A 22,355-nucleotide genomic window follows, 5' to 3' on the forward strand; every position below is an offset into this window, starting at 1 on the left:
GTCATTTTCTCGCAGGCCCGCCAAAGGCCTTCGATCAACGCCATCGTCCACGCTGTTGGGCGATGTGAAACTGGAAACCTTTTTGAATGTCCGCTCAACTTAACCAACAAGGTGCACCTGCACCTGATTCGTTTGCCGCTTTATTTGCTGAATCCATTGCCCGCCAAGAAATGCGCGCGGGAGAAGTCATCACCGCAGAGGTGCTGCGCATCGACCAGAACCATGTGGTGGTCAATGCAGGGCTGAAGTCTGAAAGCTTCATTCCCGTCGAAGAATTCCACAACGACCAAGGTGAACTCGATGTCAAAGAGGGCGACTTTGTGTCGGTTGCAATCGAGTCGCTCGAGGATGGCCGCGGTGAAACCCGCCTCTCGCGCGACCGCGCCAAGCGTCTGGCCGCCTGGGTGAGCCTGGAGCAGGCCCTGGAGTCGGGCGAGCTGGTGGTGGGCACCGTAACCGGCAAGGTCAAGGGTGGTCTCACGGTCATGACCAATGGCATCCGCGCCTTCCTGCCCGGTTCGCTGGTCGACACCCGTCCCATGAAGGACACTTCCCACATCGAGAACAAGACCCTGGAGTTCAAGGTCATCAAGCTCGATCGCAAGCGCAACAACGTGGTGCTCTCCCGCCGTGCGGTGGTCGAGACCTCCATGGGCGAAGAGCGCGGCAAGCTCATGGAGACCCTCAAAGAGGGCGCCGTGGTCACTGGCCTGGTTAAGAACATCACCGACTACGGCGCATTCGTCGACCTCGGTGGCATCGATGGCCTGCTGCACATCACCGACATGGCCTGGCGCCGTGTGCGTCACCCCTCCGAGGTGCTCACCGTGGGCCAAGAAGTCACGGCCAAGGTGCTGCGCTTCGATCAGGACAAGAACCGTGTGTCCCTGGGCATCAAGCAGCTGGGCGACGACCCGTGGGATGGCATTGCACGCCGCTACCCCCAGGGCACCCGCATGTTCGGCAAGGTCACGAACATCACCGACTACGGTGCATTCGTGGAGATCGAGCCCGGCATCGAAGGCCTGGTCCATGTGTCTGAAATGGACTGGACCAACAAGAACGTGAACCCCGGCAAGGTGGTTCAGGTGGGCGACGAGACCGAGGTCATGGTGCTGGAGATCGACGGCGAGCGTCGCCGCATTTCGCTGGGCATGAAGCAGTGCCGTGCCAACCCCTGGCAGGAGTTCGCGGCCACGGTGGCCAAGGGCGACAAGGTCAGCGGTCAGATCAAGTCCATCACCGACTTCGGCGTCTTCATCGGCCTCAATGGCAACATCGATGGCCTGGTTCACCTCTCCGACCTCTCCTGGTCTGAGGCGGGCGAGGAGGCGGTTCGCAACTACAAGAAGGGCGATGAGGTCGAGGCCGTGGTGCTGGCCATCGATGTCGAGCGTGAGCGCATCTCCCTGGGCATCAAGCAGATGCAGGGCGATCCCACTGGCGGTGCTGGCACCCCCAGCACGGGCGGCGGCCGCTTTGAAAAGGGCATGGTTGTCACGGGCACGGTGAAGTCGGTCGATGCCAAGGGCGCCACCATTGGCCTGGCCGATGATGTCGAGGGCTACCTTCGCGCATCGGACATCTCCCGCGACCGCGTGGAAGATGCCCGCAGCCACATGAAGGAAGGCGACACCGTGGAGGCCATGATCGTCAACGTCGATCGCAAGACCCGCACGATCAACCTTTCGATCAAGGCCAAGGACAACGCCGAGGCGGCCGATGTCATGCAGAAGATGGCCTCGGAGAGTTCCGGGTCGTCCGGCACGACCAACCTTGGTGCTCTGTTGAAGGCCAAACTCGACGGGCAGCCAGACGCCTAAGGGGTTCGCCCAGCGCGCTCAGCCATGACCAAGTCTGAACTCATTCTTCGTCTGGCTGAGCGTCTGAACAACCCGGCCCTGGGCCTCAACGCCCAACTGGTCCAAAAAGATTGTGAGGTCTCGGTTCGCCTGCTGCTCGAGGCATTGAGCCAGGCGCTGATCCAGGGTCATCGCATTGAGATTCGTGGCTTTGGAACCTTCTCGGTCAACAGCCGGCCACCGCGTGTGGGCCGCAATCCAAAGTCTGGCGAAGAGGTGGCGGTGCCGGCCAAGCGGGTGCCGCACTTCAAGCCCGGAAAAGACCTGCGCCTGCGCGTGAACCAACAGGCCTGACCTGCCTTGATCCCGGTCGATCCCCTCTGGCTCCTGGCCCTGCCCATTTTGTTTGGCCTGGGCTGGTTCACGGCCCGACTGGATCGCCGTCAGTCTGAGCGTGCGGCCGATCCGGCCCAGGGGCAACTCATTCAAGCATTGCTCGCGCTGGTGGACCAGCAGCCACGCGCTGCCGTGGACGCCCTGCTGGCGGCCGTGCGCGAGAATCCCGATGCCCTGGAATTGCAGCAGGCGGTGGGCAGTCTCTTCCGACGCGTCGGTGAGCCCGACCGGGCCATTGAGGTGCACCTCTCCTTGCTCGGCCGGCAGCGGCTGCCCGCAGCCCTTCGTGAGGCCTGCCTGCTGGAGCTGGCCCGTGACTACATGGATGCCGGCATCATGGATCGTGCGCAAGACAGCCTCGAGCTGCTCTCGGCCTCCCCCGTGCATGCAGCCACTGCCCTGACTTTGTTGGTGGACCTCATGCAGCGTCAGCGCCGCTGGGCCGATGCCCTCTCGGCCCTCGACCGCCTCTCGCAGTGCGCCGATGCAAAGCCTCCGGCTGCCCTGCGCTTTCACCTGCTCATGGAATTGAATCGCCTCGAGGAGGCCCGCAGCCTGCTGCCCAGCCATCCAAGGCTCTCCAGCCCATCGGCCCCCGAGTCCACGGGTGGCCTGCAGGTTTGTGTGCAGTGTGGCTTTCAGGCGCGACAGCCGTCCTGGCAGTGTCCGGGCTGCCGCAGCTGGGACAGCCTTCGGCCCATCGCATAATCGGTCATGGACTTTTCTTCTGCACGCGTGCTGGTGGTCGGCGACCTCATGCTCGACCGTTACTGGATGGGCGATGTCGATCGCATCTCGCCCGAGGCCCCAGTGCCCGTGGTGCGCATTGCACGCCAGGAAGAGCGACTGGGTGGCGCGGCCAACGTGGCTCGCAACCTCGCCTCGCTCGGCGCCAAGCCCATGCTCATGGGCGTGGTGGGTCCAGACGAGGCGGGTAGAACCCTTCGCCAGCTCCTGGCCCAAGAGGGCATTGAAGACCGGGTCATCGAAGACCCGGCCATTGCGACCACGCTCAAGCTGCGGGTCATTGGTCGCCAGCAACAATTGGTGCGCCTGGACTTCGAGGCGCAGCCCACCCACGAGGCCCTGCACAACAAGCGCGCCGAGTTTGAACGCGCCCTCGCAGCAGTCGATCTCGTGGTGATGTCGGACTATGGCAAGGGTGGCCTCACCCACATCCGAGATTTCATTCGCATGGCCCGAGAGATGGGCCGCCCCATTCTGGTGGACCCCAAGGGTGACGACTACGCCCGATATGCGGGGGCTACCATGCTCACGCCCAACCGCAGCGAGTTCTTCCAGGTGGTGGGCCGCGCCACCGACGAAGCAGACTTCGCCACCAGGGCGGAGTCCCTGCGGGCATCGCTGGGCCTGGATCACCTGCTGGTCACGCGCAGCGAAGATGGCATGACCCTCTTTTCGGCGAACCAGAAGACACTGCATGTTCCCGCCCAGGCCCGTGAGGTCTTCGATGTGAGTGGTGCAGGCGACACGGTCATTGCCACGCTGGCTGCCGCCATGGCCGCTGGCCTGTCGGTTGAGGCCGCAGTGCCCCTGGCCAATCGGGCGGGCGGCATTGTGGTGGGCAAGTTGGGCACGGCCGCCATTCGACACGACGAACTTTTCTCGGGAGTGCAGCCATGACGATTCTTGTGACGGGCGCGGCAGGCTTCATTGGCAGCAACCTGGTCAAGGCCCTGAATGACCGGGGTGAGCAGCAGGTTGTGGCGGTGGACACGCTGCGTGAGGCCGACCGCTTCCTGAACCTCATCGACTGCGACATTGCCGATTACCTGGACCGCGATGAATGCCGCAGGCTGGTCACGGGCCGGCCCTCCGACTTCAACGATTGGCTCGCTGCCCGCGGCCTTGCGCCCATTCGGGCTGTGCTGCATCAGGGGGCCTGCTCCGACACCATGGAGACCGACGGTCAGTACATGATGGATAACAACCACCGTGTCTCGTGCGAGTTCTATGACTGGTGCCAGGCGCAGGGTGTGCCGCTGCTCTATGCATCGTCTGCCGCCGTCTATGGTGGCAGCACTGTCTTCACGGAAGACCGTGCCCATGAGGCCCCGCTCAACATCTACGGCTATTCCAAGTTCCTCTTCGACCAGGTCGTGCGGCGCCGGGCGTCGTCGGCCCGCGCACCCGTGGTGGGCTTTCGCTACTTCAATGTGTATGGGCCGCGCGAGCAGCACAAGGGCCGCATGGCCTCGGTGGCCTTTCACCACTTTAATCAGTTTCGCGCCGAGGGCCTGGTGCGCCTCTTTACGGGCCACGAGGGCTGGGCGGCCGGCTGTCAGCAGCGCGACTTTGTGTCCGTGGAGGATGTGGTTCGGGTCAATCTGCATTTCCTGGACCAGGCCCTTCGGGAGCCCAAGACCCACGGCATTTTCAACCTGGGCACTGGCCGGGCACAGACCTTCAACGAGGTGGCCACGGCCGTGATCAACACCCTGCGCGAACAAGAGGGCAAGCCTGCCATGACCACCGAGGCGCTCGTGAAGGCCGGCCAAATTGTCTACATCGATTTTCCAGAGGCCCTCAAAGGGAAATACCAAAGTCATACGCAGGCCGACCTAACCCGACTGCGCGCGGCTGGCTACGCTGGCGCGTTTCTCTCGGTGCAGGAGGGTGTGGCCCGGTATGTGCGGGCCAGGCTGGGCCTGGATGCGGGAGCACCGCGGGGCTGATCGTTCGTCAGGGTCGCCCGTGCGGCCCTTCTGTCTGGCGAATTGAAAGGACGATCAGAAATGCAATCCAGAAAGACCTTGGGATGGGTGTTGGGCGCCTTGTGGCTTGGGCTCGCGAGCGCGAGCTTTGCGCGTGTGGATGTGAACCGGGCCACGCAGGCGGAGCTCGAGTCGGTGCGCGGCATTGGGCCGGCCATGTCGGCCCGAATCTTGGCCGAGCGGGAGCAGCGCGGCCCCTTCCGCAGCCCTGCAGACCTCAGCCGCCGGGTGAGCGGCATTGGCGAGAAGACCCTGGCCAAGCTGCAGTCCAATGGCCTCACGGTGCCGGCTCAGAAAATTCCCGAGCCCACGCGGCCGCCTAAAATGGAGAAATGACACCAAGCCCCGACGCGCCTGAGACCACACCGCAGCCCAGTCGCCCGGTCTTGTATTGGCGACTGGCGCGGTTCGACAAGCCCGTGGGCATTCTGCTTTTGCTCTGGCCCACGCTCTGGGCGCTGTGGATTGCGGCCCAAGGCCTGCCAGACCTGCCCCGGCTGGCGGTCTTTGTGGCGGGAACCATCCTGATGCGGGCAGCCGGCTGCGTGCTCAACGACCTGGCCGACCGGCGCTTTGATGGTGCTGTAGCCCGCACCTCGCAGCGGGTCTTGGCCACGGGGGCGGTCTCGGTGGTCGAGGCCGTGCTGGTGGCGGTGGTGCTGCTTGCAGCCGCGGCCAGCCTGCTGCATTTTCTCAACGACCTGGCCGTGCAGTACGCCTACCTGGCGGTGTTTGTGGCGGCGATCTACCCCTACTTCAAACGATTCTTCCCCGTGCCCCAGGCCATCTTGGGACTGGCCTTTGGCTTTGGCATTCCGATGGCCTTCGCGGACACGCACGGTCAGGTGCCGATGGCGGCCTGGCTGATCATGTTGGGCAATCTGGTCTGGGCCGTGGCCTATGACACGGCCTACGCCATGGTGGACCGTGACGATGACACCCGGCTGGGCCTGCGCAGCAGTGCCCGCACCTTCGGCCGCTTCGACCTGCTGGCGGTGGGCCTCTGCCAGGCCATCTTCCTGTCGGTCATGGCCAGCCTGCCGCTTTTCTTCCAGTTGGGCGTGGTCTATTGGGCTGGCTGGCTGGCGGCCATGGTCTATTCCGTGCACCTGTGGTGGCGGCTTCGCAGTCGCAGCCGAGAAGACAGCTTCTGGGTGTTCCAGCGGCATCATTGGCTGGGCGCCATTTTGTTCGTCGGCATGGCCGCCGACTTTGCAGCGGTGAGCCTACTGGGCCTCTCGACGACGCTCGTCCCCTAAGGCAGCGGCTCGGTCTGCTGCGGCCTTGAGGGCAGCCTCGATCAGCGGCACAAAGCCACCGTGCTCCAACGCCTTCAAGGCCGCCTCGGTGGTGCCCCCCTTGGAGGTCACCTTCTCGCGAAGGCTTGCGGGCCCCTCGGGCGAGGCCTGCAGCAGGGCCATGGCACCTGAGACCGTGGCCTTGGCGAGCTGCTGGGACTGCTCGGCGGAGAGCCCGAGTGCCACGCCCGCCGAGGTGAGCCCTTCAATGAAACGAAAGACATAGGCCGGGCCGGAGCCAGACAGTGCGGTCACGGCATCGAGCAGTGTCTCGTGGTCGACCCAGAGCACGGGCCCCACGGCCTGCAGCAGCCGGTGGGCTTGATCGCGCGCGGATGCAGGAAGGCTCGGGTCTGCGAAGGCGCCACTGATGCCCTGGCCCACGAGGGCGGGGGTGTTGGGCATGCCACGCACGAGCCGGTGGTGACCCACCCAGCCGGCGAGCACCGACATGGGCAGGCCCGCGGCAATGGAGAGCAGGGCGGGCGCATGCAGCCATGCCTTGGCCGATGGAGAGACGGCAGTGAGTGCGTCTCTTGCCTGCTGTGGCTTGACGGCGAGGAGCAGCCAGTCGCTCGGTGGCAGGTGAATGGCCTCTTCCACGGCACTGAAGCAGTGCAGGGCCACGCCTGCAGACAAGGCCTGGGCACCAATGGAGGTCTCGATGACAGTGCGCGTGGCCGCCACGGGCTCAATGACCACGAGTTCAGACACGGGCGCAGGCGAGCGCAGCAGCCCGGCCAGCAGGGCCTGCGCCATGTTGCCGCCGCCAAGGCTGGTGAGACGAATGGGGGAGGAGCGGGTCATGGTCTGGGCCTCACGGGGATGGTGGGGTGGGTGCTGAGGTGGATGCGGAGGGAACGCGTCGCAGGAAGTCTTGCCAGCGAACCCTCAGCACGGTGAGCATGAGCAGGTAGCACAGGGCCGAGACGAGCACGATGCCAAAGAGCGCCCCCAGCCGCGTAAAGGGTTCTGCCTGCAAGGCCACCCAGTTGAAGTGGCTCGCAGCACTCCAGCAGACGGCGGCCATGGCCAGCCCCGAGACGATCACCTTGAGCCAGAGCCATCCCCAGCCGGCCTCCGGTGTGTAACTTCCTTTTTGACGAAGCCGAATGAGCAGCAGGCCTGCGTTGCACAGGGCGGCCACGCTCGTGGCCAGGGCCAGGCCGGCATGGTCGAGCACGGGCACGAAGACAAGGTTGAGCAGCTGCGTGAGCACCAGGGTGAAGATGGCGATCTTCACGGGCGTTCTCACATTCTGCTGGGCATAGAAGCCGGGTGCGAGCACCTTCACGCCAATGAGTCCGAGCAGGCCCACGGCGTAGGCCATCATGGCCTGGGCCGTCATCATGAGGTCGTTGGCCCGGAATGCACCGTAGTGAAAGAGGCTGGCGGCCAGGGGCTCGGCCAGCAGGGCCAGGCCGATCGAGGCGGGCACGGCCAGCAGCACCACCAGTCGGAGGCCCCAGTCGATCAGTGCTGAGACGCGGGCTGGGTCGTTCTCGCCGTGGGCCTTGGTGAGGCTGGGCAGCAGCACGGTGGCCAGGGCCACACCCAGCAGCGCGGTGGGGAACTCCATGAGCCGGTCGGCATAGGTGAGCCAGGAGACGCTGCCGGTCTCGAGCCGAGAGGCGATGTGGGTGTTGATGACCAGGCTGATCTGGGCCACCGAGACGGCCAGGCTCGCCGGCAGCATGAGCCGTAGCATGCGGCGCACCGAGGGGTTGCGCCAGGCCTCGGCCAGGCTTCGAAAGGGCTTGAGGAAAAGCCCGGGAATGTCTGCGAGCAGACCCAGCCGATGGAGCCCCCAGAGCTGCAGGCCCACCTGGGCGACGCCGCCCACGAGCACGGCCACCACGAGCGCCCAGATGGGGGTCTCGAGTCGGGGGGCCAGAAAGAGGGCTGCGGCAATGAAAGCAAGGTTGAGCAGCACCGGCGTGAAGGCGGGCAGCTTGAAGGATGACCAGGTATTGAGCACCCCTGCGGCCAGGGCCACCATGGAGATCAGCACGATGTAGGGGAACATCCAGCGGGTCATGGCCGTGGCCAGCTCGAACCTTGTCGTGTCGCCCGAGAAGCCGCCGGTCATGAGCCAGACCAGCAGGGGGGCGGCCAGAATGGCCAGCGCCGTGATGAGGGTGAGCACGACCAGCAGGAGCAGGGCGACCTGGCTGGCCAGCCGGCGGGCGGGATGCTCGCCCTCCTGGGCCTTGACCTGGCCGAGTACCGGCACAAAGGCCTGGCTGAAGGCGCCTTCGGCAAACAGGCGTCGAAGCAGGTTGGGAAGCCGGAAGGCCACAAAGAAGGCGTCGGTCTGGGCGCCGGCGCCAAACAGGCTGGCCGTGAGGGTCTCGCGGGCCAGCCCAGTGATTCGGGAAATCAAGGTCAGGCCACTGACGGTGGCGACGGTCTTGAGTAGATTCATCTAAGACGCTATAGTGACAGGCTTTCCTTTTCAGGATCCAGGATTATCCATGGCCAACTCAGCTTCAGCTCGTAAAAGCGCCCGCCAAGCGGCGGCCCGTCGTCTGCTCAATGCAGGCCTTCGCTCGTCCTACCGCACGGCGGTGAAATCGGTTCGCAAGGCCGTGGCCGCAGGCGATGCCAAGGCCGCCGGCGTGGCCTTCTCGGCTGCAACCAGCGTCATCGACCGCATCGCAGACAAGAAAATCGTTCACAAGAACAAGGCTGCTCGCCACAAGAGTCGTCTGGCCGCCGCGGTCAAGACGCTCCAGGCCGCTTAACCAGTCGCAAACGCGCAGGTCGGAAACACGCAGTAGGAGAAGTGCAGTAGGTTCGGCGCACCAAGCGCTGTGCCGTCAGGGGGCCGGTCGGGCCCCGAAAATGGCGGTGCCAATCCGAAGACACACCTGCGTCTCGAAGCCAGCCCGTGCCGCCTTGGCCTGGGCTTCGAGCGCTAACTCCCAGTCGTCTGACATGCCCATGGAGGCCACCGGCCTGCCCATGGCCGTGCGCATCTCTTCATTGAGGCCCTGCCAACAGGCCTGTAGCAGTTCGAGCAGCCGATCAAAGGCTTGAACGCCCGCACCGGGCGCTGGAATGGCCATGAGGCCGCGCATCTGAATACGGCCGGGGTTGGCCTGGGCCAGCTGGGCGATGGCCAGAAAGGTGGTCACGGCCTCTTGTTCGGGCACGCCTGACTTACTCGCTTCGTCACCAATGTTCACCTGCAGGCAGAGCTGCATGGGCGGCAGGCCCTCGGGCCGTTGGTCGGCCAGGCGCTGGGCAATCTTGAGCCGGTCGACCGTGTGCACCCAATCGAAGTGGGCTGCGACGTCGCGGGTCTTGTTGCTCTGGAGCGGTCCGATGAAGTGCCACTGCGGCGGGTGGGCAGGCGCCTGGGCTTGCACGTCTACCACCTTCTGAACGCCCTCCTGCACGTAGTTCTCGCCGAAATGGGCTTGGCCTGCGGCAATCGCCACGCACACCGAAGATGCTGGGTGGGTCTTGCTCACGGCCACCAGGCCCACGGCCTGTGGAGCAAGCCCCAGGCGCTGCTGGGCAGCCTGAATTCGGCCCTGAACCGCAGCGAGCCGCTCGGGCAGGCTGGCCTCAGCCACGGGCCGACCCCGAGACCATGTCGAACCGCATCCAACGGCATTCGATGTCGCCATTGAAGACGGGCATGCGCCTGGCGGCCTTGAGCCGAAGCGCGGAATCGAACTTGGGGTCATCGGTGAGCAGCCAGGCCGTCCAGCCGGCGTAGTGGCGCTTCAAGACTTCACTCAGACGACGCACGTCTTGATCGAGCTCCAGGCGCTTGCCGTAGGGTGGGTTGGTGATGAGCAGGCCTGAGGCGTCTGGGGCGGGCGTCCCGAAGAAGTCTGCCTCTTCCACCCGCACCTGGGCAGCCAATTCTGCAGGCAGTGCTCGGTCTAGGTTCTCGCGGGTGGTTCGCACCAGGTGCGCGGAGAGGTCTTTGGCGAAGACCTTGGGCAGCTGCAGGCTGGACGCGGCCTGCCAGGCCTTGGCGCAGGCCTGGCGCAGTACGGTCATGTTCACCCGAGAGAAGGGTGAGCCGCTGCCGAACTGCTCAAATGCAAACCGCCTTGGATTGGCGGGATGAAAGCCAGGGGCCAGTCCCGCCCAGCGCGAGAGTGTTTCGATGATCAGGGTCCCGCTGCCGCACATGGGGTCGAGCAGGCTCTGCTGGCCGTTCCAGTTGGCCTCCGTCGCCAGGGCCGCGGCCAAGTTCTCACGTAGCGGCGCCTCGCCCTTGGCCTGCCGCCAGCCGCGCTTAAAAAGTGGTTCACCGGTGGTATCGATCGACAGCGTGGCCTTCTCGCCATCGACAAAGAGCCAGATGCGAATGTCGGGCTGGCGCGTGTCCACCGAGGGCCGCTCACCGGTGCGCTCGCGCATGCGATCACACAGGCCGTCTTTCACGCGAAGGCCAGCAAAGGGCAGGGCCAACTGAAAGCTGGGACTGCGGCCCTGGTTGACGTCCACCCGAAAGGTCTGGGCGGGCGTCATGAACTGCTCCCAAGGGATGCGTCGGGCGGCCGCCAGGATGTCATCGGCCTTTTGAAGGCGGCACTGGTCGAGCAGGAGCAGCACGCGGGTGGCGGTTCTCAGCCAGAGGTTGGCGCGGGCGAGGCCATTGGCATCGGCCCGAAACTGCACACCACCGCGGGCGGCCTGGACCTCGGAGAGCCCTTCGATGGCCTCGCATTCTTTGGCCAGCAGGGGCTCGAGCCCCGACGGGCAGACGGCAAAGCCCGACAGCAGTTGACCGGCGGGAATCAAAAGGGCTTGACCACCACCAGCACCACTGCACCGAGCAGCATGAGCACGGGCACCTCGTTGAACCAGCGAAACCAGATGTGTGACTTGCGCATCTGGCCGGCCTCGAACTTCCGCAGCATGGCGCCACAGACATGGTGGTAGCCCACCAGAATCACCACGATGAGCAGCTTGGCATGCATCCAGCCATTGCCGGGGCCCATGCCAATGCCGTAGCCGAGCCAGAGCCAGAGGCCGAAGACAAGCGTGCCAATCATGAGCGGCAGCATGAACCGGTAGAGCTTGCGGGCCATGAGCAGCAGGCGGGCCCGCTCGGGGGAGTCGCCCTCGGGCACCATGGCCAGGTTCACGAAAATGCGCGGCAGGTAGAAGAGGCCCGCAAACCAGCTGGTGACAAAAATGATGTGCAGCGCCTTGATCCAGAGAAGGGCCATCTGCGTTAACTCCTGATCTCGCCGTTGCCAAAGACCACCCATTTGTAGGTGGTGAGACCCTCGAGCCCCACGGGGCCGCGGGCATGAAGCTTGTTGGTGCTGATGCCGATCTCGGCGCCGAGCCCGTACTCAAAGCCATCTGCAAACCGAGTCGAGGCGTTGATCATGACCGATGCGGCATCGACCTCCCGCAGGAACTGCATGGCCTTGGTGTGGTTCTCGGTGAGGATGGCATCGGTGTGCTGCGACCCGTACTGGTTGATGTGTGCGATGGCCGCCTCGAGGCTGTCGACCAGTTTGATCGACAGGATGGGCGCCAGGTACTCGGTCTGCCAGTCGTCCTCGGTCGCATCCTTCAATGCCTTGGTGTCGAGGCCAGCAGCGATGAGTGCAGCCTTGGTCTTGCCGCAGACGCGAAGCTCCACGCCCTTCTCTTGGTAGATGTGAACGAGTGGCACGAGCGCAGAGGCGACCATGGCCTCGTGGACCAGCAGGGTCTCCATGGTGTTGCAGGGCGCGTAGCGCTGGGTCTTGGCGTTGTCGGCCACACGAATGGCCTTGGTGGGGTCGGCCTCGTTGTCGATGTAGACATGACAGATGCCATCGAGGTGCTTGATGACTGGCACCGTGGCCTCGCGGCTGATGCGCTCGATGAGTGACTTGCCACCCCGCGGCACGATCACATCGATGAAGGCTGGCATGGTGATCATCATGCCCACGGCGGCGCGATCGGTGGTGGGCACCACCTGCACGGCCTGGGCGGGAAGGCCTGCAGCTGCAAGGGCCGGCCCCATGAGGGCGGCGAGCGCCTGGTTGGTGTGCAGGGCCTCGGAGCCGCCGCGCAGCACCGTGGCATTGCCCGACTTGATGCACAGGGCTGCGGCATCGATGGTCACATTGGGCCGCGACTCATAAATGATGCCAATCACGCCGAGCGGCACGCGCATCTGCCCCACACGAATGCCCGAGGGCCGGGCCCGCAGGTGGGTGATCTCTCCGATGGGGTCCTCGAGCTGTGCGATCTGCAAGACCCCCTCGACCATGGTCTCGATGGCCTTGTCGGTCAGGCCAAGCCGATCAATGAAGGCTTCATCATGGCCTGCGGCTCGGGCGGCCTCCAGGTCCTTCTGGTTGGCGGCCTGCAGGGTGGCTCGATTCTTCGAGATGGCTGCAGCCATGCTGTGCAAGACCTGATTCTTCTGCGCGGTGGTGGCGCGCGCCATTTCACGCGAGGCCTGCCGTGCGGCAAGGCCAAGGGCTTGCATGGCCTTGGCCACGGGCGTGTTGGAGAGGTCTGTCATGGTCTTGGTGAGGGCTGGGCGAGTTGCAGGGCCAACTGTTCGAGGGCCACCCAGGGGTCTTCCCCGTGGAGTCCTTTGACCATTGTATCGATGCGCCCCAGGCTGCGCAGTGCAGGGCCTGCACGCGGTGTGGGCAGGCGGCGACAGGCTTGGGCCACGCTCCAGACCAGAATGGGCAGGGCCTCGCCCTCCTCGCGCAGCCCCCGAAGAACCCGCAGGCTGCGGGCGGCATCGCCAGCCACCAGGGTGTCACCCACGGTGAATGGGTTGAAGCGTGCATGGTCGGTCACGGCAGCCTGCATCCGGGCAAGGTCGATGCGGGCCTCATCGCCCGGGGCCGGCGGCAGGTGGGTGAGCTTGAGAATCTCTTGGTGGCCTGCGGCGAGGTTGCCCTCGCAACGGCTGGCGAGCCATCGAACCGCCTCGGGTGTGGCGGAGAGTCCGTGCTGGCTGAGCCTGGCCTGCACCCAGGCGGGCAGGTCGGCGGCAGACACATCGGGCACATTCACCACCGTGCTTGCCTGCTCCACCTGTTTGAACCAGGCAGCCCCGGCCAGGGTTCGGTCGAGCCGTGGCAGCAGCAAGAGGAGGGTGGTTTCGGCCGGTGGGTTTTGTGCCCAGGCCGACAGGGTCTTCGCTCCTTCGATACCCGGCTTGCCGGTGGGCAGGCGCAGCTCCACAAGGCGCTGGCTTGCAAAGAGGGATGGCATGCGGGCGGACTCGAGCCAGGCCTGCCAGCCAAAGCTGCGATCGGGGGTGTCGGTGGTGCGCTCGTCGCAGCCACCGGCTCGAAGGGCTGCACGCAGGGCATCGGCAGCCTCGGTCTGCAACAAGGGGTCGGCACTGCAGATGGCCCAGACCCGTCCGCTGGCCTGGCCCAGGGCCGTGGCCAGGCGGCCTGTGAAGGCCTCAGGCCGGAGGGGGTCGAACCGGAGTTGCACGGCGGCTCAGTCCCGAGAGGCGGCGCAGGATCTGTTGGATCAAATCTTCCTCCATGGCGTTGATCTGGAAGCGCTCGGCATCATCCGACGAGAGCACGTCGGTCTCATTGATGCTGATCGTGCGCCGCAGTTCGAGGACATCGGTGGGAATGAGAGGACGGCCGATGGGGTCCTCGATTCGGAATTCCAGGGAGGTCTTGAGTTCGATTTCGCGGGGGCGGCCGGTGCCGGAGAAGCCCACCACCAGGCGCTGCGGCTGCAGGCTGATGATGCGCAGCACGACCTCTGCATCGTTGGCGCGCGTGACGAGCGTGCGACGGTAGCGGGCGCTCAGCTCTCGGCGTAGGCGTTCGGAAAAGCCACCGCCAGACACCGCTTGGGCCAACTCGGGCTCTGCTGCAGGCGCACCGGCTGGGCTGCCACTGGCCTCGACGGCGCGGCCTCGATCAATCTGTGGGCCTTGGCCCGGGGCCACCACCATGATGCGTTGGAAGCCGAAGTCCATGGCGCCACGAATGCGCCAGCCACAGCCAGAGACGGCCAGAACGGTGGCCATGCCACTGGCCACCAGCAGCACACGCCGCCGGGGGCTTGGAGGGGAGACCCTTGGGGGAAGCACCATGTCGCTCAGATTAACACTCGGGGATTGGTCAGACGACCAGGTTCACGAGCCGGCCTGGCACCACGATGGCCTTGCGAACGGCCTTGCCGTCGCTGAACTTGGTGAAGGCCTCGTGGGCTGTGGCCAAGGCGATGATGTCGTCTTGGCTGGCCTGGGCTGGCACCGAGAGGCTGCCGCGCAGCTTGCCATTGACCTGCAGCATGAGCTCCACGGTGTCGCGCACCAGCGCCTGCTCATCCACCTGGGGCCAGGGGGCATCGAGCAGGCTGAGGCGGTCGGGGCCATGGCCGAGCGCCATCCAGAGCTCGGTGGTCAGGTGGGGCACGATGGGGTAGAGCACCCGCAGCAGCACGCCCATGCCCTCTTGAAGGGCGGCCTTCATCGGCGCACCCATCTGTGCTTGCGACTTCGCAGCCTCCTCCAGCGTGTTGAGCATCTTCATGGCGGCCGAGACCACGGTGTTGTACTGGCGTCGGCCCAGGTCGAAATCGGCCTGTCGGAGCAACTCGTGCACCTGTCGACGCAGGTCTTGTGCCTGGGTGTCGCCCTGCACCGCGGCCCGTGTGGCCTCGGCCGCAGGCGTGGCTGCGACCGTGAGTGCGGACTGGTGGGCCTGGGCAAAGCCCCAGACCCGCCGCAGGAAGCGATGGGCACCCTCCACACCTGCATCGGACCACTCCAGGGTCTGCTCGGGCGGTGAGGCAAACATGGTGAAGAGCCGGGCGGTGTCTGCGCCGTAACGATCGATCAGGGCCTGCGGGTCGATGCCATTGTTCTTGGACTTCGACATCTTCTCGGTGCCACCGATGGCCACGGGCTGCCCGTCGCTTCGCAGTACAGCGGCCTGCGGCCGGCCACGCTCATCGGTGTGGAGGTCGACATCGGCAGGATTGAACCAGGTCTTGCGGCCGTTGTCGGCCTCTCGGTAGTAGGTCTCGTTGAGCACCATGCCCTGTGTGAGCAGGTTGGAGAAGGGCTCTTCGAAGGTGACCAGTCCCAGGTCGCGCATGACTTTTGTCCAGAAGCGTGCATAGAGCAGATGGAGCACGGCATGCTCAATGCCACCGATGTACTGGTCCATGGGCATCCAGTAGGCCACGCGGTCATCGACCATGGCCTCTGCTGCATCGGGGCAGCAGTAGCGCATGTAGTACCAGCTCGAGTCGATGAAGGTGTCCATGGTGTCGGTCTCGCGCCGCGCCTCGGCCCCGCATGTGGGGCAGGCCACCTTCAGGAAGGCCTCACAGGACTGCAATGGGTTGCCACTGCCATCGGGCACCAGGTGGTCGGGCAGCACCACGGGCAGGTCTGCTTCGGGCACGGGCACTTCACCGCAGGCCCGGCAGTGAATGATTGGAATGGGCGTGCCCCAGTAGCGCTGCCGAGAGATGCCCCAGTCGCGCAGTCGGATGGTGGTCTTGGTTTCTCCCAGACCCTTGTCGGCAAGCATCCTGGCCACGGTCTCCACGGCCGTGGTGTGGTCGAGCCCATCGAGCGGGCCGGAGGCCACGCAGGTCACGCCCTGCTTGTCGGCATACCACTCCTGCCAGGCGGCATCTGAGAAGGTCTGCCCCGGTTTTTGAATGACCTGCCGAATGGGCAGGCCGTATTTTTTGGCGAAAGCAAAGTCGCGCTCATCATGGGCAGGCACGCCCATGACGGCACCATCGCCATAGCTCATGAGCACATAGTTGCCCACCCAGACGGGCACGGCCTCTCCGGTGAGGGGATGAGACACGGCAAGGCCCGTGTCCATGCCTTCCTTCTCGCGTGTGGCGAGGTCGGCCTCGGCCACGCTGCCCGACTGGCAGCGCTCCACAAAGGCTGCCAGTGTGGGGTTGGATGCGGCAGCCAGGCTGGCCAGTGGATGCTCGGGTGCCACGGCCATGAAGCTCACACCCATGATGGTGTCGGCCCGCGTGGTGAAGACGTGGGTGAGGCCACCCTGCACCAGGCTGCCCGAGGCATCACGAATGGTGTGGGGGAATGCAAAGCGCACGCCCTTGGACTGGCCAATCCAGTTCTCCTGCATGAGCTTGACCCGATCGGGCCAGCCCAGGCCCTCGAGCCCATCGATGAGCGCCTGGGCATAACGGGTGATGCCCAGGTAGACCATCGGGATCTCACGCTTTTCGACCAGCGCACCCGATCGCCAACCCCGGCCATCGACCACCTGCTCATTGGCCAGCACGGTCTGGTCGACGGGATCCCAGTTCACGGTGCCTGTCTTTACGTAGGCAATGCCCTTCTCGCGCATTTTGAGAAAGAGCCACTGGTTCCATTTGTAGTAGTCGGGCTTACAGGTGGCGGTCTCTCGCGACCAGTCGATGGCCAGGCCCATGGACTGCATCTGGCGCTTCATGGTGGCGATGTTGTCGTCGGTCCAGGCGGCTGGTGCCACCTGGTTGGCCATGGCTGCATTCTCGGCCGGCAGGCCAAAGGCATCCCAGCCCATGGGCATGAGCACGTTGTAGCCCTGCATGCGCAGGGCGCGGGCCATCACATCATTGATGGTGTAGTTGCGCACATGGCCCATGTGGAGCTTGCCCGAGGGGTAGGGCAGCATCGAGCAGGCGTAGTACTTGCCTTTCGGAAAGCGTGGGTCATGCTCCACCGCCCGGTGTGCATCGCGGGCAGACCACTCGGCCTGAAGGGCGGGCTCCAGCGAGGTGGGTTCGTAGTGTGGGGAGAGGGCGGCCATGGTGGGGTGTCTGAGAGGGTGTCGAGCCGGGCTCGTGAAGCCGCTCATTTTAGCCGGTCGCATGGCGGCTCGCCGATGGGGGCTGCAGACGCAACCGTAGAATGCAGGGATGTCTTCGTCCCTCGTCTCTGCCCTGCTTCAGGGCCTCAACGCACCGCAGGAACAGGCGGTGACCCTTCCACCCGAGCCCGCCCTCATTCTGGCGGGGGCTGGCAGCGGCAAGACCCGCGTGCTCACCACCCGTATTGCCTGGCTGATCTCCACGGGCCAGGTGAGTCCCTTGGGCATTCTGGCGGTGACCTTCACCAACAAGGCGGCCCGCGAGATGCTCGCAAGGCTGGGGGGCATGATTCAGGTGAACCTCAAGGGCATGTGGGTGGGCACCTTCCATGGCCTGTGCAATCGGTTTTTGCGGGCCCACCACCGAGATGCAGCCCTGCCGGCCACCTTCCAGATTCTCGACAGCCAAGACCAACTCTCGGCCATCAAGCGGCTGATGAAGGGCCTGGGCGTGGATGATGAGAAGTACCCGCCCAAGCAGGTGCAGTCCTTCATCAACAGCGCCAAGGAGCAGGGCCTGCGGGCGCCCGATGTCGACGACTCCGATGGCTACAACCGTCGATTCATTGAGCTCTACCAGGCCTACGACGACCAGTGCCAGCGCGAGGGCGTGGTGGACTTTGGCGAGCTCATGCTGCGCTCGGTGGAACTGCTGCGTCGATCCGATTCCATTCGTCACCACTACCGGTCTCGGTTCCAGCATGTCCTGGTCGATGAGTTTCAGGACACCAACCCATTGCAGTACGAGTGGCTCAAGCTGCTCTCGAACCCCGGTGGTGGCATCTTCGCCGTGGGCGATGACGACCAGAGCATCTACGCCTTCAGGGGCGCCGATGTCGCCAACATGAAACGCTTCGAGACCGAGTTCGGCGTACGCCACCTGATCAAGCTTGAGCAGAACTACCGCTCACACGGCCACATTCTGGATGCCGCCAATGCGCTCATTGCCAACAACACCGGCCGCCTTGGCAAGAACCTCTGGACGGAGGCTGGCGCGGGTGAGCCCATTCGGGTCATGGAAACCGCAAGCGATCTGCTTGAGGCCCAGTGGCTGGTCGACGAGGTGCGTGGCCTGATTCAAGAGGGGATGATGCGCAGCGAGATGGCGGTGCTCTATCGCAGCAACGCCCAGTCCCGGGTGGTCGAGCAGGCGCTCTTTCAGGCGGGCGTGCCCTACCGTGTCTTTGGGGGCCTGCGGTTTTTTGAACGGGCCGAGGTCAAGCATGCACTGGCCTATCTGCGGCTCATGGAGAATCCGCACGAGGACACGGCCTTCCTGCGGGTGGTGAACTTTCCCACGCGGGGCATCGGGGCCCGGAGCATCGAGCTGCTGGCCGATCAGGCCAAGCAGCAGGGCAGCAGTTTGTACGTGGCCGCGGGCGTGCTCGATGGCAAGGCCGGCCATGCGGTGCGCGGCTTCGTGCAGCTCATCGAGTCGCTGCGCTTTGAGACCCAGGGCCTGAGCTTGAAGGAGATGGTGGCCGTGATGCTCGAGCGCTCGGGCCTCGTGCGCCATTACCAGGCCGAGCGCGAGGGGCAGGAGCGTGTCGAGAACCTGGAGGAATTGATCAACGCAGCCGCAGCCTTCGACCTCGATGGGGGCGTGCCCGTGGAGGAGGGCGGTGTGGCCATGAGCCCACTGTCAACCTTCCTCAGCCATGCCTCACTGGAGGCTGGCGACAACCAGGCCGCTGAAGGCCAGGATGCGGTGCAGCTCATGACCATTCACTCGGCCAAGGGCCTCGAGTTTCAGGCCGTGTTCCTCACGGGCCTGGAGGAGGGGCTCTTTCCGCATGAGAACAGCGTGACCGAGCCCAACGGCCTTGAGGAGGAGCGCCGGCTCATGTATGTGGCCATCACGCGCGCTCGACGCAGACTCTATGTCTCGATGTCCCAGACCCGCATGCTCCACGGTCAGACCCGCTACAACATGCGCAGTCGTTTTCTGGAAGAACTGCCTGAAGGCTGTCTGAAGTGGCTCACGCCACGGCTGGCGACACGCTCTGCGGTGTCATCGGCCTGGGAGTCCGCTGAGGACAGTGACCGCTCGGCCTGGGGACGATCAGCCGGTTCCTGGACGCGCCAGGGGATGGGCGATCGCGGTGCCGTGGCGCCATCCTTTCAGCGTCCAGCCTTGCCAGGTCATGCCCACGACAGTGGTTATGCGGTGGGCCAGTCGGTTCGCCACGGACGCTTTGGCGATGGCGTGATCATGGCCTTGGAGGGGTCGGGCTCCGACGCCCGTGCGCAGGTGAACTTCAAGCGAGAGGGTGCCAAGTGGCTGGCCCTCTCGGTGGCCAAGCTCGAACGGCTTTAGGCTCTTGCGGGGGTGCGCCGCTCAGCGCACCCGAATCCGAAAGCAGAAGACGCCGTCGGTCTCGGTGCGCGATTCGAGCGTGTGGCCCGTGCTCTGACAGAAGTAGTCGAAGTCATCCCAGGCGCCGCGGTCGGTGGCCTGAACCTCGAGCGTGTCACCAGAGGCCAACTCTGAGAGGGCCTTCTTGGCCCGCAGGATGGGCAGGGGGCAGCTGAGGCCCTTGACGTCTAGCGATCGGGTGGCATCGCTCATGCCGCGCCCGCCAGTTGCGCCTGGGCGTAGGTGCGCAGGCTCTCGAGCGCGCCGGGCAGGGCCGCAGGCTGTGTGCCACCGCCCTGGGCCATGTCGGGCCGGCCGCCGCCCTTGCCGCCCACTTGGCTGGCCACATGGTTGACCAGGTCGCCCGCCTTGATCTTGGCGGTGAGGTCTGGGGTGACACCCGCAATGATGGTGACCTTCTCGCCCTCCACGCTGGCCAGCACAATGGCCGCCGACTGAAGCTTGGACTTGAGCTGGTCGAGCAACTGGCGAAGGTCGCCGCTGGAGGCCCCTTCAATCACGGTGGCGAGCAGCCGATGGGCACCCACGGCAATGGCCTGGTCGGCGAGGTCGTCGCCGGCCGATGCAGTGAGCTTGGACTTGAGCCGACCGATCTCTTTCTCAAGGGTGCGGTTGGCCTCCACGAGCTGGGCAAGCCGTTGCTGTAACTCTGCGGGAGAGGCCTTGAGCAGGCCTGCGGCCTGTTGCACCTGCTGGTCGAGCAACTGCAGGTGGCTGAGCACACGGTCGCCGGTGATGGCCTCGACCCGGCGGATGCCTGCGGCCACGCCGGACTCCGACACGAGTTTGAAGAGGCCGATGTCGCCGGTACGGGCCACGTGGGTGCCGCCGCAGAGTTCACGGGAGCTGCCGATGTCGAGCACGCGCACAGCATCGCCATATTTCTCGCCAAAGAGGGCCGTGGCCCCGCCCTTGACCGCCTCATCAAAGCCCATGATCTGCGCCTGGGCGGGGGTGTTGAGCAGGATCTCTGCATTGACCTTGGCTTCTACCGTGGCCATTTCCTGAGCGGTCATGGGCTGGTTGTGGGCAAAGTCGAATCGGGTCTTGTCGGCATCCACGAGCGACCCCTTCTGCTGCACGTGCGCCCCGAGCACCTCTCGCAGGGCCTTGTGCATGATGTGGGTCACGGAATGGTTGCGCGCCGTGCGGGACCGACGAACGAGGTCCACCTCGGCCATGAGAGCCTGGCCCATCGTGACCTGCCCTTGAACCACGCGACCGTGATGTCCAAAGACCTCGGCTGAAATCTTCTGGGTGTCCTCGATCTCGATGCGAAGGCCGTCGGCCCGCAGAATGCCGGCGTCGCCCACCTGGCCGCCCGATTCCGCATAGAAGGGCGTGGTGTCAAGCACCACCACCACGGCATCGCCCGCCTGGGCCTGCGTACAGGCCGTGCCATCGCGGTAGAGGCCGGTCACGGTGGCTGACTGCGAGAGTCGCTCGTAGCCCACGAACTGGGTCTGGGCGCCGGTGTATTCGAGGCCTGCGGCTGACTTGAACTTGCTTGCAGCGCGGGCCTGGTCTCGCTGACGGCCCATGGCGGCCTCGAAGGCGTCTTCGTCAACGGTCAGGCCGCGTTCACGGCAGACATCGGCGGTGAGGTCTAGTGGGAAGCCATAGGTGTCGTAGAGCATGAAGGCGGTCTGGCCATCGAGGGCAGCGCCCTTGGGCAACTCGGCCAAAGCGGAGGAAAGAATGGCCATGCCTTTTTCCAGGGTCTCGCCAAAGCGCTCTTCTTCCTGCTGCAGGGTGTCGGCCACACGCTGCTGGGCCTGGGCGAGCTCGGGGTAGGCCTCTCCCATCTGTGCGACGAGGTCTGGCACCAGTTTGTAAAAAAATGGCTTGGTCTGGCCTAGCTTGTGGCCATGGCGAAGGGCCCGTCGAACGATTCGGCGCAGCACATAGCCGCGGCCTTCATTGCCCGGAATGACGCCATCAACAATGAGAAAGCTGCAGGCGCGGATGTGGTCTGCAATGACCCGCAGCGATGGGTTTTCGATGTCGGTGCAGCCGGTCTCGCGGGCAGCCGCGCGGATCAGGCCCTGGAAGAGGTCGATCTCGTAATTGCTGTGCACGCCCTGGAGCACCGCGGCAATGCGCTCAAGGCCCATGCCCGTGTCCACACAGGGGCGGGGCAGTGGGTTGAGCACACCGGCCTCGCTGCGGTCGTACTGCATGAAGACCAGGTTCCAGATCTCGATGTAGCGGTCGCCGTCTTCATCTGGGGAGCCCGGGGGGCCGCCGGCCACATTCGGGCCGTGGTCGTAGAAGATTTCGCTGCAGGGGCCACAGGGGCCGGTGTCGGCCATCTGCCAGAAGTTGTCGCTGGCGTACCGCGCGCCCTTGTTGTCGCCAATGCGAATGATGCGGGCCTCGGGCACACCGATCTCGTTCTTCCAAATGCCATGGGCCTCGTCGTCGTCTTGGTAGACGGTGACCCAGAGCTTTTCGGGGGGCAGCTTGTAGACCTCGGTGAGCAGGCGCCAGGCATGAGAGATCGCCTCGCGCTTGAAGTAGTCGCCAAACGAGAAATTGCCCAGCATCTCGAAGAAGGTGTGGTGGCGGGCGGTGTAGCCCACGTTTTCCAAGTCGTTGTGCTTGCCGCCCGCGCGCACGCTGCGCTGCGAGGAGGTGGCCCGCACATAGGGGCGGGTCTCCCGGCCGAGAAAGACATCCTTGAACTGCACCATGCCACTGTTGGTAAACAGCAGGGTGGGGTCGTTGGCGGGCACCAATGGGCTCGAGGCCACCACGGTGTGCCCCTGACTCGCGAAGAAATCAAGAAACTTTCGGCGAATCTCGCTCACGCTCATCATGGTCTGGATCGCTTTCCAACGGGTCTAAAGGGTTCAGAGGGCCTCAAAGTTTAATGGATGCTGGCCCGGGGGGAGGGAATTCCTGAGTGGGCAGGCCTGAGTTAC

20 protein-coding genes are annotated in these 22,355 nt (G+C 64.9%); 9 read left to right on the plus strand and 11 right to left on the minus strand.

Annotated features, from left to right (window positions below; genetic code table 11):
* The first annotated feature begins 86 nt into the window (after positions 1 to 86).
* Genes rpsA through ubiA form a run of 7 tightly spaced genes read left to right on the plus strand, consistent with a single transcriptional unit; the run spans position 87 to position 6,192 of the window.
* Positions 87 to 1,823 (plus strand): 30S ribosomal protein S1, encoded by a 1,737-nt coding sequence (rpsA, locus tag AC8GDA_RS01800; RefSeq protein WP_506556610.1) that lies wholly within the window; start codon positions 87 to 89, stop codon positions 1,821 to 1,823.
* Between the two features lie 24 nt (positions 1,824 to 1,847).
* Positions 1,848 to 2,156 carry an integration host factor subunit beta gene (locus tag AC8GDA_RS01805; RefSeq protein ID WP_506556611.1) on the plus strand — a complete coding sequence of 103 codons (309 nt, stop codon included), beginning with the start codon at positions 1,848 to 1,850 and terminating at the stop codon, positions 2,154 to 2,156.
* A gap of 6 nt (positions 2,157 to 2,162) precedes the next feature.
* Positions 2,163 to 2,906: a hypothetical protein gene (locus AC8GDA_RS01810; RefSeq protein ID WP_506556612.1), complete on the plus strand. Its 744-nt coding sequence runs from the start codon at positions 2,163 to 2,165 to the stop codon at positions 2,904 to 2,906.
* A gap of 6 nt (positions 2,907 to 2,912) precedes the next feature.
* Positions 2,913 to 3,842, plus strand: coding sequence for a D-glycero-beta-D-manno-heptose-7-phosphate kinase (rfaE1, locus tag AC8GDA_RS01815; RefSeq protein ID WP_506556613.1), 930 nt, complete (start codon positions 2,913 to 2,915; stop codon positions 3,840 to 3,842).
* Entirely contained in the window at positions 3,839 to 4,894 is a 1,056-nt protein-coding gene (gene rfaD, locus AC8GDA_RS01820; protein WP_506556614.1) for an ADP-glyceromanno-heptose 6-epimerase, read from the plus strand. The genes rfaE1 and rfaD overlap by 4 nt, the downstream gene beginning before the upstream one ends.
* A gap of 60 nt (positions 4,895 to 4,954) precedes the next feature.
* Positions 4,955 to 5,269, plus strand: coding sequence for a ComEA family DNA-binding protein (locus AC8GDA_RS01825; RefSeq protein WP_506556615.1), 315 nt, complete (start codon positions 4,955 to 4,957; stop codon positions 5,267 to 5,269).
* Positions 5,266 to 6,192 carry a 4-hydroxybenzoate octaprenyltransferase gene (gene ubiA / locus AC8GDA_RS01830; protein WP_506556616.1) on the plus strand — a complete coding sequence of 309 codons (927 nt, stop codon included), beginning with the start codon at positions 5,266 to 5,268 and terminating at the stop codon, positions 6,190 to 6,192. Before AC8GDA_RS01825 ends, ubiA begins: the two co-directional genes overlap by 4 nt.
* Here the strand turns inward: ubiA and proC are convergent.
* A complete protein-coding gene (gene proC, locus AC8GDA_RS01835) occupies positions 6,160 to 7,038 on the minus strand; it encodes a pyrroline-5-carboxylate reductase (RefSeq protein ID WP_506556617.1) in 879 nt (292 codons plus the stop codon). The genes ubiA and proC overlap by 33 nt on opposite strands.
* Before the next feature lie 10 nt (positions 7,039 to 7,048).
* A complete protein-coding gene (gene murJ / locus AC8GDA_RS01840) occupies positions 7,049 to 8,656 on the minus strand; it encodes a murein biosynthesis integral membrane protein MurJ (protein ID WP_506556618.1) in 1,608 nt (535 codons plus the stop codon).
* Positions 8,657 to 8,705: 49 nt separating this feature from the next.
* Here murJ and rpsT point away from each other — a divergent pair, with 49 nt between their 5' ends.
* On the plus strand, positions 8,706 to 8,975 hold the full coding sequence (rpsT, locus tag AC8GDA_RS01845) for a 30S ribosomal protein S20 (RefSeq protein WP_506556619.1): 270 nt from the start codon (positions 8,706 to 8,708) through the stop codon (positions 8,973 to 8,975).
* A gap of 75 nt (positions 8,976 to 9,050) precedes the next feature.
* Here the strand turns inward: rpsT and AC8GDA_RS01850 are convergent, their stop codons facing one another.
* The 7 genes from AC8GDA_RS01850 to leuS are packed head-to-tail and all read right to left on the minus strand — an operon-like array spanning position 9,051 to position 16,994.
* A complete protein-coding gene (locus tag AC8GDA_RS01850) occupies positions 9,051 to 9,812 on the minus strand; it encodes a YggS family pyridoxal phosphate-dependent enzyme (protein WP_506556620.1) in 762 nt (253 codons plus the stop codon).
* The gene (locus tag AC8GDA_RS01855) at positions 9,805 to 10,998 is read right to left on the minus strand and encodes a THUMP domain-containing class I SAM-dependent RNA methyltransferase (protein ID WP_506556621.1); all 1,194 of its coding nucleotides are present in this window, start codon (positions 10,996 to 10,998) and stop codon (positions 9,805 to 9,807) included. Before AC8GDA_RS01855 ends, AC8GDA_RS01850 begins: the two co-directional genes overlap by 8 nt.
* Positions 10,995 to 11,429, minus strand: coding sequence for a CopD family protein (locus tag AC8GDA_RS01860; protein WP_506556622.1), 435 nt, complete (start codon positions 11,427 to 11,429; stop codon positions 10,995 to 10,997). Before AC8GDA_RS01860 ends, AC8GDA_RS01855 begins: the two co-directional genes overlap by 4 nt.
* A gap of 5 nt (positions 11,430 to 11,434) precedes the next feature.
* A complete protein-coding gene (locus AC8GDA_RS01865) occupies positions 11,435 to 12,730 on the minus strand; it encodes a glutamate-5-semialdehyde dehydrogenase (RefSeq protein ID WP_506556623.1) in 1,296 nt (431 codons plus the stop codon).
* Positions 12,727 to 13,671: a DNA polymerase III subunit delta gene (gene holA / locus AC8GDA_RS01870; RefSeq protein ID WP_506556624.1), complete on the minus strand. Its 945-nt coding sequence runs from the start codon at positions 13,669 to 13,671 to the stop codon at positions 12,727 to 12,729. Before holA ends, AC8GDA_RS01865 begins: the two co-directional genes overlap by 4 nt.
* Positions 13,640 to 14,293, minus strand: a complete 654-nt coding sequence (locus AC8GDA_RS01875; protein WP_506556625.1) for an LPS-assembly lipoprotein LptE — start codon at positions 14,291 to 14,293, stop codon at positions 13,640 to 13,642. The genes holA and AC8GDA_RS01875 overlap by 32 nt, the downstream gene beginning before the upstream one ends.
* Positions 14,294 to 14,321: 28 nt before the next feature.
* The gene (gene leuS, locus AC8GDA_RS01880; protein ID WP_506556626.1) at positions 14,322 to 16,994 is read right to left on the minus strand and encodes a leucine--tRNA ligase; all 2,673 of its coding nucleotides are present in this window, start codon (positions 16,992 to 16,994) and stop codon (positions 14,322 to 14,324) included.
* Positions 16,995 to 17,103: 109 nt separating this feature from the next.
* On the opposite strand from leuS, the gene AC8GDA_RS01885 reads away from it, so the two are divergent.
* Positions 17,104 to 19,371, plus strand: a complete 2,268-nt coding sequence (locus tag AC8GDA_RS01885) for a UvrD-helicase domain-containing protein (RefSeq protein ID WP_506556627.1) — start codon at positions 17,104 to 17,106, stop codon at positions 19,369 to 19,371.
* Between the two features lie 21 nt (positions 19,372 to 19,392).
* On the opposite strand, the gene AC8GDA_RS01890 is transcribed toward AC8GDA_RS01885, so the two are convergent.
* The gene (locus tag AC8GDA_RS01890; RefSeq protein WP_506556628.1) at positions 19,393 to 19,623 is read right to left on the minus strand and encodes a sulfurtransferase TusA family protein; all 231 of its coding nucleotides are present in this window, start codon (positions 19,621 to 19,623) and stop codon (positions 19,393 to 19,395) included.
* Entirely contained in the window at positions 19,620 to 22,247 is a 2,628-nt protein-coding gene (gene alaS / locus AC8GDA_RS01895) for an alanine--tRNA ligase (protein WP_506557171.1), read from the minus strand. Before alaS ends, AC8GDA_RS01890 begins: the two co-directional genes overlap by 4 nt.
* Positions 22,248 to 22,355: the final 108 nt, after the last annotated feature.

This window comes from Hahnella aquatica (SeqCode) (assembly GCF_965194505.1).
Taxonomy (GTDB): domain Bacteria; phylum Pseudomonadota; class Gammaproteobacteria; order Burkholderiales; family Burkholderiaceae_A; genus Hahnella; species Hahnella aquatica.

Bases quoted from the DNA above. Each gene is read 5' to 3' on its own strand.
- rpsA (WP_506556610.1), top strand. From the start codon at position 87: ATGTCCGCTCAACTTAACCAACAAGGTGCACCTGCACCTGATTCGTTT.
- AC8GDA_RS01805 (WP_506556611.1), top strand. From the start codon at position 1,848: ATGACCAAGTCTGAACTCATTCTTCGTCTGGCTGAGCGTCTGAACAAC.
- rfaE1 (WP_506556613.1), top strand. From the start codon at position 2,913: ATGGACTTTTCTTCTGCACGCGTGCTGGTGGTCGGCGACCTCATGCTC.
- rfaD (WP_506556614.1), top strand. From the start codon at position 3,839: ATGACGATTCTTGTGACGGGCGCGGCAGGCTTCATTGGCAGCAACCTG.
- AC8GDA_RS01825 (WP_506556615.1), top strand. From the start codon at position 4,955: ATGCAATCCAGAAAGACCTTGGGATGGGTGTTGGGCGCCTTGTGGCTT.
- ubiA (WP_506556616.1), top strand. From the start codon at position 5,266: ATGACACCAAGCCCCGACGCGCCTGAGACCACACCGCAGCCCAGTCGC.
- proC (WP_506556617.1), bottom strand. From the start codon at position 7,038: ATGACCCGCTCCTCCCCCATTCGTCTCACCAGCCTTGGCGGCGGCAAC.
- murJ (WP_506556618.1), bottom strand. From the start codon at position 8,656: ATGAATCTACTCAAGACCGTCGCCACCGTCAGTGGCCTGACCTTGATT.
- rpsT (WP_506556619.1), top strand. From the start codon at position 8,706: ATGGCCAACTCAGCTTCAGCTCGTAAAAGCGCCCGCCAAGCGGCGGCC.
- AC8GDA_RS01860 (WP_506556622.1), bottom strand. From the start codon at position 11,429: ATGGCCCTTCTCTGGATCAAGGCGCTGCACATCATTTTTGTCACCAGC.
- AC8GDA_RS01865 (WP_506556623.1), bottom strand. From the start codon at position 12,730: ATGACAGACCTCTCCAACACGCCCGTGGCCAAGGCCATGCAAGCCCTT.
- AC8GDA_RS01875 (WP_506556625.1), bottom strand. From the start codon at position 14,293: ATGGTGCTTCCCCCAAGGGTCTCCCCTCCAAGCCCCCGGCGGCGTGTG.
- leuS (WP_506556626.1), bottom strand. From the start codon at position 16,994: ATGGCCGCCCTCTCCCCACACTACGAACCCACCTCGCTGGAGCCCGCC.
- AC8GDA_RS01885 (WP_506556627.1), top strand. From the start codon at position 17,104: ATGTCTTCGTCCCTCGTCTCTGCCCTGCTTCAGGGCCTCAACGCACCG.
- AC8GDA_RS01890 (WP_506556628.1), bottom strand. From the start codon at position 19,623: ATGAGCGATGCCACCCGATCGCTAGACGTCAAGGGCCTCAGCTGCCCC.
- alaS (WP_506557171.1), bottom strand. From the start codon at position 22,247: ATGAGCGTGAGCGAGATTCGCCGAAAGTTTCTTGATTTCTTCGCGAGT.